Genomic DNA, 9,660 nt, shown 5'->3' on the forward strand with positions numbered 1-9,660 from the left:
GGCGCCGACGATCCCTTCCGCGGCCGTCGCCAACACCCGTGCCGCGCGCCGCGGTCGACCGCCGAAGTTCTCCGCCGTGGCATCGACCATCGCCAACGCACCCCGCGTGACCGGGTCGTCGGTCAATTCACCGGCCCGGCGCGAATATTCGACCGCCTGATCGGTCTGCCCGCCGACGATTGCCGCCTGGGCGGCACGCATCAAAAGCCTTGCCTGTTCGGCGCGTTCCGGTGCCAGGCGAGCCGCCTGCACGTACGCGCCCGCCGTCACGCCGCCCCGAGCCCACGCCTGGTCGGCCGCACGCTCCATCGCCGCGGCGAGATCGGTGTCCGGACCGGTGGCGGCGAGGGCGAGGTGCCAGACGGCGCCGGGCGCCGGGTCACCCAAGTCTGCTTCGGCCGGCGTCGACCCGTCGGCGGACGACTCCGCGCCGGGCGCATCCGCAAGCGCGTCCGCCAGGGCCCGGTGTGCGTTCACCCGTTCCGTGAGCGTCGCGTCCTGGTACGCCGTCGACCTGATGAGCGGGTGCCGGAAGGCGTACGTCTCGCCGCTCACCACCAGCACATCTGCGTCCACCGCCGCGTCGAAGTCCGCGAGTTCGCAGCCCAGACTGCGTGCCGCCGCGAGCAGGACGCCCACCTCGCTGCTCCCGTGAGCGGCCGCCACAGTGACCAACAGCCTTGCGTTCGGCGCAAGTTCCGCGAGTCGTCCGCGGAACGTCCGGGCCACCGCGTCCCGCGCGCCGAGCGCGGCGGGGAGGGGTGCCGTACCCGCCCGCTGACCGGCCGTCAGCGCTTCCGCCAACTCCCGGATGGCAAGCGGGTTTCCGGACGACTCGGCGAGGATGCGCGCGCGTACCGACGCGGCGAGATCGGGGGAGCGTACGGCCAACGCCGATGCCGCGGCCTCGCTGTCGAGCGGCGCGGGGAACAGCACAGGGACCCCGGCGAGCCCGCCCGCAACCCCGGCCGCCCCCGCGCTGCCCGTCACACCCTCGATCCCCGCGACGGACGCGACCTCCTCGTCCCGAACGGCGAACACCATCGCGACCCGTTCCGCCCCCAGCCTCCGCGCCGCGAACCCGAGGGCCGCCAGCGAGGGGACGTCCAGCCACTGCGCATCGTCGACCACACACAACACCGGCTCGACGTCGGCGAGTTCGCCGAGCAGCGTCAGCAGCCCCAGCCCCACCAGGAGGCGCGCGTCGTCGCTGGGCCGGGCAAGGCCGAACGCTCCGCGCAGAGCCGCCGCCTGAGGCTCCGGCAGCTCCGCGATCCGGTCGAGCACCGGGGCCATGAGCTGATGCAGCGCCGCGAACGGCAGACCGGCCTCGGACTCGATGCCGGTCGTCCGCAGCACCCGGAATCCCTCGGCGTATGCCGCCGCCTCGCCGAGCAGCGCCGTCTTCCCGATCCCCGGCGGCCCGCCGACAACCAGCGCCGAGCCCCGCCCGTCCCGCGCGTCCTCGATCACCCGCGCAAGCACGGCCAGCTCGCCACCGCGTCCGAAAAGCATTCCTGGAGCCTATCTGTCCCTGGTTAACCCCCTACGTCCACGCCTCCGCCGGGGCTCTTCGGCTCCCCGCACCACACCACCCGATCCGAGGCTCGCCCACCGCGGACTACATCCCGCTCGTCCCACTCGTACTCGCCCCATCCCTCAACTCCCCGCGGCCAGAAGCCGGTCATCCGCCGCCGGATAGTCGACGTATCCCTCGGCCCCACCCCCGTAGACGTTCGCAGTTGCAGCCGCCGCCAGGGGAGTTCCGGTACGTAGCCGCGCGGGCAGGTCCGGATTGGTGATGAACAGCCGTCCGAACGCCACGAGATCGGCCACGCCGTCGTCCACCAAGCGGGCACCGAACTCCGGAGCGCTCGGTGCGGGCCCGTTGTGATTGGCGATGAGCGTCCCCGACCACCGCCGGCGCATCTCCGTGACCGCCTCGAACTCCCCGCGCTTGAGCACATGCAGGTACGCCAGCCCGAGCGGTGCGATCGCCTTGACGAGTGCGCCGTACGTCTCCGCCGGATCGTCCTCCGCGATCTGGTTCTCGTCGTTGCCCGGCGAAACGCGCAGCCCGACCCGCTCCGCACCCACCGCCGCCGTGACGGCCTCCGTCACCTCGACCGCGAAGCGCAGGCGCCCGTTGAGCGATCCCCCGTACGCGTCGCCACGCCGATTGGTGTTGTCCGCCAGGAACTGCTGCACCAGGTAGCCGTTCGCGCCGTGGATCTCGACCCCGTCGAACCCCGCTGCGACGGCGACCTCTGCCGCACGGGCGAAGTCCCGAACCGTCTCCGTCACTTCGGTCGTCGTCAACGCACGCGGCGTGACGTGATCGACCAGGCCCTCCTTCGTGAAGATCTGCGCGTTGTCGATGCCAACCGCCGAAGGAGCCACCGGGAGTTGGCCGTTCGGCAGCACCAGCGGGTGCGACATGCGCCCCACGTGCCACAGTTGCGCGAAGATCGTCCCGCCTTCCGCGTGCACGGCTTCCGTCACCGCCCGCCAGCCGGCCCGCTGGTCCTCGGTATGTATGCCGGGGATCCCGGGCCCGCCCTTGGCCAGTGGATTGACGTACGCCCCCTCCGTGATCAGCAGCCCGGCCCCGGCCCGTTGCCGGTAGTACTCCGGCGCCAACGTGCTCGGAACGCCGCTCGCGTCGTCCGCCCGCCCACGCGTCATCGGCGCCATCGCGATTCGGTTCGCCAACCCGCGCCCGGCCACGGAAACCGGCGCCAGCAGCCCGTCAAAGTCGTTCATCACGCGTCCCTCTCAGTTCTCAAGCCTCGAACAGCACCACTTACCAAGCCGATTCACCCGCCACCCGCTCAGCCCCCCGCCTCACCCCGACGGTCAAGGGCGATGACCTCCACCTCGATCAACCAGTCCGGCTGAGCCAGCGACGACACCTCGACGAGCGTGTCCGCCGGATACGGCCTCGCCAGGAACTCCTCGCGTAGTTGGATGACTTCGGGAAGATCCCGGGCCATGTTCCGGACATAGATCCCGACCTTGACCACATCCTCGAATCCCGCGCCGGCCGCCTCCAGCACCGCCCGCACGTTCGCGAACGCCTGCCGCCCCTGTTCGAGGAACCCGCCCTCGACCGTCCGGCCGTCCGCGGTGAAACCGGCCTGGCCGGACACGTACACGAAGCCTCCGGCGCGTACCGCCTGCGAGATCTTGTACGGCTCGTACCAGTCCGGATCCGTGGCCACGCGCTCGATCCGCCCGTCCTCCGAGACCCACTCGCGCCCGGTCTTGTCCGCCGTCGCCAACGCAGTCATCTCGACCCCGCCCTTCTCGTCCTAGCTCCATGCGCATGCATTTATTGCTTGCACATGCATATGTTGCGCATGCATGTAAGCTCATGTCAACAGCAAGATCCGATGAACGAAGGTCCGCCGCCGAAGGAGGGCATCCCATGGACCCCACCCGCTGGGACGAACTCACCACCCTCCACGCCCGCGTCGAACACGACCTCGAACGCGCCCTCAAGCGCGCGCACAACCTCGGCCTCTCCGAGTACCGCGCGCTCTGCCACCTCTCCACGGCCCACGGCGGCGAACTCCGCATGCAGGACCTCGCCACCCGCATCGGCCTCAACCAGAGCTCCGTGAGCCGCCTCGCCGCCCGCCTCGAAGCCGACGGCCTCACGCGCCGCGACCTCTGCCCCGCCGACCGCCGCGGCGTCTATTCCGTCATCACCGACACCGGCCGTCAGGCCCTCGCCACCGCGGCCCCCACGTACGCCCAAGCCCTCGAAGACTCCTTGAGGACCCAGCCCGTGGGCGCCACCCTCGCCCCGCTCGTCAGCGCACTCCTCGCCTGACGCCGGTCCGCCGACCCCCGATGACTCCCTCAAGCCACCTACCGCTTCAAACCGCGATACCTCTTCACCAACGCGACAACCCGCGCATGATCCCTGGCCCCGTTCAACTCAACCAGCAACTCATCGGGGCACAGCTCATACGTCTCCCCCCACCACCGCCCCCGACGGTTGTCCCAGATCCGATACCTGCCGGGCACCCCCCGAGCCACGAACCTCCGCCGCCCCACGCCCGCACCCTCCCCGCACTATCTACGCCGCGCCCCCCGCCGGCCCTCGGACCGCGCCACTAACGTCGCTCACATGACCGGGGATCTCGCTCCTGACACAGCATTCACCGTGGAGCACGCCACCGCGCTCCTCGCCGAAGCCTGTGCCACCGCAGGGCTCGACGCCGACGACGCGACCTTGATACGCCTCGGCGAGAACGCGGTCTTCCGTCTGACCGGGCCCGTCGTCGTGCGCGTTGCCCGGTCCGCGACGTCGAAGGACTCGGTCGAACGATCAGTCCAAGTAGCCAAGTGGCTGGCGGAGGTCGCCTATCCAGCAGCCCGACTTCTGCCCGGACTTCCACAACCGGTCTCTGCCGCAGGGCAATCGGTGACGTTCTGGCAAGCCGTCGCCACCGAAGAGCGCTTCGTCAGCACCAAGCAATTGGGTCAACTCCTGGCCCGCCTGCACACCTTGAACGTTCCACAGGCCCCAAGGCTGCCGAAGCTCGACCCCCTGGCCGACGCGTTCCGAAGGCTCCGTACCCTCTCATCCCTCAGCCGGACCGATCTGACATTCCTGACGACCCGCGCCGCCGAACTCCAAGCGCACTACGCAGAACTGAAGTTCGCCCTCCCGCCCGCCGTCCTCCACGGCGATGCGCATGTAGGCAACGGCCTACTCGACGCCCACGGACACCCCGTACTCATCGATCTGGATGGGTTCGCGATAGGCCCGCGCGAGTGGGACCTCGTGGTGCCGGCGCTGAATGTCGATCGACTCGGTTGGCACACCGAGGCCGAGTACGAGGCTTTCGTCCGCGCGTACGGGTTCGACGTCATGACTTGGTACGGCTACCCCGTCCTCGCGGACATCCGCGAACTGGACATGGTGGTATGGCTCGCCCAAAACGCCGGCCACAGCCCCGACATTGCATCTGAGGTAGCCCAACGGATCGGCGACCTGCGTACCGGCTCAGACCGCCGCCACTGGCACGCGTTCTGACAACCAAAGCCCTGATCACCACCGCGCGTTCCGACACCGCCGGGCCCGCCTGCGCCACCGTCCCCTACCGTGGGCCCGACCTTTCCTACGCGGAGGCATGTGATCGTGGACGCGCCAACCGACATCTATGAACTGCGCTACCGATGGAACCCGCGCATTGTCGGCGCGTTCGTCGGCTGCGCGGCCTTCGTCGCACTCGGCTTCATTCCCGGCATGCCGCTGTGGATCGCCATCTTGGATTGGGCGTTCTTCGGCCTGGGCATGGTGCTGATCGCATCCGCACCACTGCGCTCGACCCCGATTCTCCGGGCGGACGCGACAGGCCTACTCCTCGGCCCCGTCCTGGCGGACCCACGAGGCACAGTCGTACGCATGCCATGGTCCGAAGTGGGCGGCCTGATCCACTGGGCGATGGAGAACAAGAAGCAGCACCAGTGCATCGCCGTCCTAAAGGCCGACGGCTCCACAGAACTCGCCGGCGCAGGACCGGAGTGGATAAGGCACCTCAGCCGCGCCTTGGCCGGCCCCCTGGCAACCGCCAGCCGACCAACCGCCATGGCAACGGTAGACCTCCCCTCTCTCGCACGGGTTCTGGAACGCGTAGCCCCCAACGTTGCCCTGATAGACCTGACAACCACCCCACCCACCACTTGGCGGCACGGAACCACCCCATAGACGGCACCCGGCACCCGGCGTCGGCGCGCAAGTTACCTTGGATGCTGTTCGACCACGAGTACGTCGGTGCCACCGGCCCCATCGAATCCGCCACCGACACAGAGCGCGCGCAAACGAAACCCCGTACCGCCTAGGGGTGTTCCCGTACTCCCGCAGCTAGTCGGACAACATGATCCCCCCCAGCCGACGGCGACCGATCGCCTCACGAGCCCAGACGCTGAGGCGCCACCGACGGGGCTCGATGCTGGTCCACATCAAGTTCTCGTGCAGCGCTAACTCGCCGTCGGCATACCAACGCGCCCACGGGCCGGACGCCTCACGGACGATGGGCAGTTCGACTCTCAGCCGGTCCAACGGAAAGCCCACAGACAGCCCGAACGGTTCCCAGTCCGCGTAAGCATCGAAGAGCGCGTGAGACTCAATCAGGTGCAGCATCGTCGGGTACACGGGGATGAACGTGTTCGCGTCCGCTACCCCGACGCGGCCATCGGTGTGCTGTAGGTGGCGTACGGGACTCGATACGTGTTCTCCACACCAGTCGAAGTGCCAGCCGCGGGCATCCTGCCGCACATAGTCGAACAGCGTGACTTCCCAAGGCCGTTCGTACAGGCCAGGCCCGTCGGGAAGAACAAGGGATCGCCGCACTCGGTACCGCAGACCGGCGAACCTCTGCACGAACCCCTCCCGGCCAACCACAAGTTCGAACGGCGCCGCAAGCAAGCTCCCGCTCCGGTCAGCCACAGCACAACGTCCGCAGCAGGCGGTCCAGGTCACACCGCGTCCACTGCGAATCCGGGTTGGGGCTTCTTCGGTTGAGTGGCGGGCGCCGCCCGACAACTGAGGACCCATCAGCCGCGATCCGCTTACCCGCGAGCGTGGCGCGCAGACGCCGCAAGCGCGAACGCATTTGGTCCGCTGTGGATCGGGGCGTGCCCGGCACAGCGGACTTCGGCGGGCACTCTGCCGACGCGAACAAAACACGATCCCTGCGGTTCCGGCGCTTCGCCCGTGCACAGCGAGATCTCGGTCCTCGTCGACATCAACGCACTGGTTCAGCCGCGGCCTATCCCGCTTCGGTCAACGTCCACTGCCCTCGCGGGGCAGCCCCCGCGCGGTACGGCTCAAGCAGACCTTCCTCCACCAGGCGGCGACGTTCCCAAGCGGTCCGGTTCTCCCATTTCGTTTCCTGGTTCGACGGTTGCGGAAGTCGGTCGTCTTCCGTAAGCCGCGAACCGTAGCGTCGCTCCATGTGTCGAAGGGCCTCCTGCTTCGACAGACTGCCGCCACGTTCACGGAGTGCTTCAAGGAGCTACTTGCGCAGTGTTGCGTGAAATGTCAGATCCATGATTCAAAAGCGTTAGCTCCGTCAACTGCGCGGTGCAGCAATGCTCTTGCTCTCCAGCTGACCGAACCCCGCAGCGAGGCGGGCGCAGTATCATTGCACAGATGCTGCACACTTTCGCGGTGGTTCCTTTGCCAACGCGGGCAGGTCTCCGGCCAATGGCTTCGGGCTCACCGGGCAGTTTTACCAGTCGCGCCATTCGTCGGTCAGTTCGTATCGCTCCTGTCCTCGGCGCGCCATGAGTGCCGTGACGTCCGCACCGTGATCCTCAAGTGCCTCGATCAAGTAGTAGGCAAGCTCCTCGCGCTCAGAGGTCTCGTATACCGACCCGAGTCGTCGGTTGACATCGTTGAGGCTGAGCACGGTTGCCTCAACGAGCGCGAGCACCGCGGCATCTGTGAGGTCTGACAGGGCGAGCAGACGCTCCGCGAAACCGGCAAGCACTGCATCGGTTTCCTCGATCTTGGCAGTCGGATACAGACGGGCCATGAACGCATCGCCGGACGCGAGGCTTCCGTCAGCGAGACGCCGAGACTCATCTGCCACGGCTTCGCGCCACTGCTGTGAAGGTCGCACGATCATGCGGCCGGACGCTATCTGCGCAGTGTGACAACCGACTACCCCCAGCCCGGACTCCAACCGCATCCTTCGGGTCTCTGGGAACAGAGCGTCGAACGAGCCGCGGGCCGACGTCTTCGAACCGGCGGTTTGGCGTACGTGCGGGGGCCGGAACGACGCGCGGCGTGGCGCGTGAACTGGCCGAAGAGCTGCGGCTCCTGGGTTTGGCGGAACTCACACACCTGCAAGGCGACGCCCGCATGACGGGCGCGAACTTCGTACAACTCGGCAAGGTCAAGGCGGATACCGGCATCCGGTTCGTTGACCTGCGTGCGCTCAGCCTGTGTGTCGAGATCGCAGCTCTTACCTGTGTGGATGAGCACGAAGTGTCTGAGAGTCTGCGATAGCCGATGAGATCGCAGGCGTTTCAGGGGACAGAGTCCGAGCCTTCGGGGGCGGTGTGGTAAATCGCCAGGATCCGAAGGAGAGTTCGGGCTTTGGGGACATTCGGAACGGCGGCCGACAGCCAACGCTTTCCGGGGGCGTCGACAACGATTTGGGCGCGCTTCTTAGGTGCCCGTATGCCGATCACCCGCCAGTCCGTGCTCCAGGGCAAGTGGTTGCCGTGCGCGTCGGATGCTCCGGTGCCGGACAGCGCCAGTTCGCCAAGCTGTAGAGACCCGGTTTGCTCGAACTCTTCCAAAAGGCGTTCCACCGCCGCCTCCTGGCCTGAGTGGTCGTCGCCTTCCGGGATCCGCACGCTCGCGCGCCGCAACAGCACACCGCACACGAGACAGGCCGCTCCCAGGCCGATCGCGGGCAGCGCGAACCAGAGCGCGATGGGCCATGCTTGCTCGTAGTCCCTGACCGCGTCGTTGTAGTCCGAAGTGCTCGTGCCTCCGCCGCTGAACGTGGTGCGGCAGATGTCCTCAGGGGACATGGGAGTGCCGCCGCATTCAGGACCAAGTGCGCGCGTCCTCAACGCGTTAAACAGGAATATCGCTGCGAGAACGAAGAGGCCGGCCCCGAGCCACATGATCGTGGGCGCGAATGCCACGAGAGGCGCTGGCACGGACCGAGGACGACGGGCGGGTGCAGTCTGCATCTCGGGTGCGTCCCTTCGGCGTTGGGCACATGCACGGCCTGTTCCCCACGGACATACCCCACAGCATCCGGGCCCATCGCGCGTCCGGTCACACACAGATGCCGTCGCCTTGGTGCCCGCACTAGTCGACTGTGTCAGAGGTAGTCTTCGACCGCTCCGCTTCGCCTGATCGAGTCCGTCGTCTCGGCCGTCGCCGCATCGGCGTTTCGCCATCGGCAGCGTGAACGGTGCCACCACTGAGCAAGTCGTCGGGTGTGCTGGCCAGTTCAAGACTAGCTCTCCAACAGGGAACGGTGCAGAACATCAGAACTCATCGCCCGGGGGTTCCAACTCCTACAAGCGATACAGGCGTTCGCCTCGTAGGCATGGGCATGGGGGGACGCACGCGCTCGGTCCAGTGAGGCTGGCGCGCGGTGAACAGCGCGGGTGCACGTGGCTGGGTGGTACCTCAACACTCGGAGCCGACAAGCACGGAGAACGGGCCATAGCTACTTACGGTGCGTCTCCGCGTATGCAGCCTTGCGTTGGGTGCCCCTGAACCTTCCAGAGGCTCGCCTCCGCGACGACGTATCGGCCGTCGTCGGTGCGGCGGAGCCCGCGGGTCGCGTGATGTTCGAGCGTGCCTGCGACGAGCGGACAAAGGTTCCGCGTTACACCACCGCCTCGACCGCTCCGGCGGCGCTCGGTCTGGGATGAGGCGCAAGCCACGTACTGCCACCCAACCGAGGGCGTGACGCTGCCCGCACGAGACGAGGCGTTCGATGACCCCGACATAGAGAAGGTGGCGGCCCCATTGCACATCGCGCGGTTTGGCACCAGGTCGACGCGAAGGGCGCGGGAGGAGGCACACGAACTTGGCTAGTGCTGTGACCGGAAACGTTGACCGGGTTGCCGGTTGGCTTCGGGGTGCCTGACGCCGGTTGGATGTCTTCA

The 9,660-nt window shown here is 67.7% G+C and carries 11 protein-coding genes and 2 pseudogenes; 5 read left to right on the forward strand and 8 right to left on the reverse strand.

What is annotated here, in order from left to right; genetic code table 11:
- Positions 1-484 precede the first annotated feature (484 nt).
- Complete coding sequence (locus ACRX5S_RS16250) at positions 485-655, forward strand: hypothetical protein (protein WP_436773654.1); 171 nt, start codon at positions 485-487, stop codon at positions 653-655.
- Positions 656-1,104: 449 nt separating this feature from the next.
- On the opposite strand, the pseudogene ACRX5S_RS16255 reads toward ACRX5S_RS16250, so the two are convergent.
- The 3 genes and pseudogenes from ACRX5S_RS16255 to ACRX5S_RS16265 form a co-directional block, all read right to left on the reverse strand.
- Positions 1,105-1,515 (reverse strand): annotated as a pseudogene (locus tag ACRX5S_RS16255) (ATP-binding protein); the annotation flags it as partial.
- A gap of 144 nt (positions 1,516-1,659) precedes the next feature.
- On the reverse strand, positions 1,660-2,763 hold the full coding sequence (locus ACRX5S_RS16260) for an alkene reductase (protein ID WP_436773624.1): 1,104 nt from the start codon (positions 2,761-2,763) through the stop codon (positions 1,660-1,662).
- Positions 2,764-2,831: 68 nt separating this feature from the next.
- Positions 2,832-3,290 (reverse strand): RidA family protein, encoded by a 459-nt coding sequence (locus tag ACRX5S_RS16265; protein ID WP_436773625.1) that lies wholly within the window; start codon positions 3,288-3,290, stop codon positions 2,832-2,834.
- Positions 3,291-3,427: 137 nt separating this feature from the next.
- Here ACRX5S_RS16265 and ACRX5S_RS16270 point away from each other — a divergent pair, with 137 nt between their 5' ends.
- Complete coding sequence (locus tag ACRX5S_RS16270; RefSeq protein ID WP_436773626.1) at positions 3,428-3,835, forward strand: MarR family winged helix-turn-helix transcriptional regulator; 408 nt, start codon at positions 3,428-3,430, stop codon at positions 3,833-3,835.
- A 38-nt stretch (positions 3,836-3,873) separates the two neighbouring features.
- Here the strand turns inward: ACRX5S_RS16270 and ACRX5S_RS16275 are convergent, their stop codons facing one another.
- Positions 3,874-4,062, reverse strand: coding sequence for a hypothetical protein (locus ACRX5S_RS16275; RefSeq protein WP_436773627.1), 189 nt, complete (start codon positions 4,060-4,062; stop codon positions 3,874-3,876).
- 73 nt (positions 4,063-4,135) lie between these two features.
- Between ACRX5S_RS16275 and ACRX5S_RS16280 the strand changes: the two genes are divergently transcribed.
- Both ACRX5S_RS16280 and ACRX5S_RS16285 read left to right on the forward strand, forming a co-directional pair.
- The gene (locus ACRX5S_RS16280; RefSeq protein WP_436773628.1) at positions 4,136-5,047 is read left to right on the forward strand and encodes a phosphotransferase enzyme family protein; all 912 of its coding nucleotides are present in this window, start codon (positions 4,136-4,138) and stop codon (positions 5,045-5,047) included.
- A gap of 99 nt (positions 5,048-5,146) precedes the next feature.
- Positions 5,147-5,722, forward strand: a complete 576-nt coding sequence (locus ACRX5S_RS16285) for a hypothetical protein (protein ID WP_436773629.1) — start codon at positions 5,147-5,149, stop codon at positions 5,720-5,722.
- A 156-nt stretch (positions 5,723-5,878) separates the two neighbouring features.
- Here ACRX5S_RS16285 and ACRX5S_RS16290 read toward each other — a convergent pair whose 3' ends face one another.
- From ACRX5S_RS16290 to ACRX5S_RS16300, 3 genes and pseudogenes are all read right to left on the reverse strand, one after another.
- The gene (locus ACRX5S_RS16290; RefSeq protein ID WP_436773630.1) at positions 5,879-6,397 is read right to left on the reverse strand and encodes a hypothetical protein; all 519 of its coding nucleotides are present in this window, start codon (positions 6,395-6,397) and stop codon (positions 5,879-5,881) included.
- 388 nt (positions 6,398-6,785) lie between these two features.
- A pseudogene (locus ACRX5S_RS16295) lies at positions 6,786-7,019 on the reverse strand (winged helix-turn-helix domain-containing protein); the annotation flags it as partial.
- A 228-nt stretch (positions 7,020-7,247) separates the two neighbouring features.
- Positions 7,248-7,646, reverse strand: coding sequence for a hypothetical protein (locus tag ACRX5S_RS16300; RefSeq protein WP_436773631.1), 399 nt, complete (start codon positions 7,644-7,646; stop codon positions 7,248-7,250).
- A 161-nt stretch (positions 7,647-7,807) separates the two neighbouring features.
- Between ACRX5S_RS16300 and ACRX5S_RS16305 the strand changes: the two genes are divergently transcribed.
- Positions 7,808-8,029 (forward strand): hypothetical protein, encoded by a 222-nt coding sequence (locus tag ACRX5S_RS16305; RefSeq protein WP_436773632.1) that lies wholly within the window; start codon positions 7,808-7,810, stop codon positions 8,027-8,029.
- A 20-nt stretch (positions 8,030-8,049) separates the two neighbouring features.
- On the opposite strand, the gene ACRX5S_RS16310 is transcribed toward ACRX5S_RS16305, so the two are convergent.
- Positions 8,050-8,679, reverse strand: a complete 630-nt coding sequence (locus tag ACRX5S_RS16310) for a hypothetical protein (RefSeq protein WP_436773633.1) — start codon at positions 8,677-8,679, stop codon at positions 8,050-8,052.
- Between the last annotated feature and the right edge of the window lie 981 nt (positions 8,680-9,660).

Source organism: Yinghuangia sp. YIM S09857 (genome assembly GCF_051388915.1).
Taxonomy (GTDB): Bacteria; Actinomycetota; Actinomycetes; order Streptomycetales; family Streptomycetaceae; genus Yinghuangia.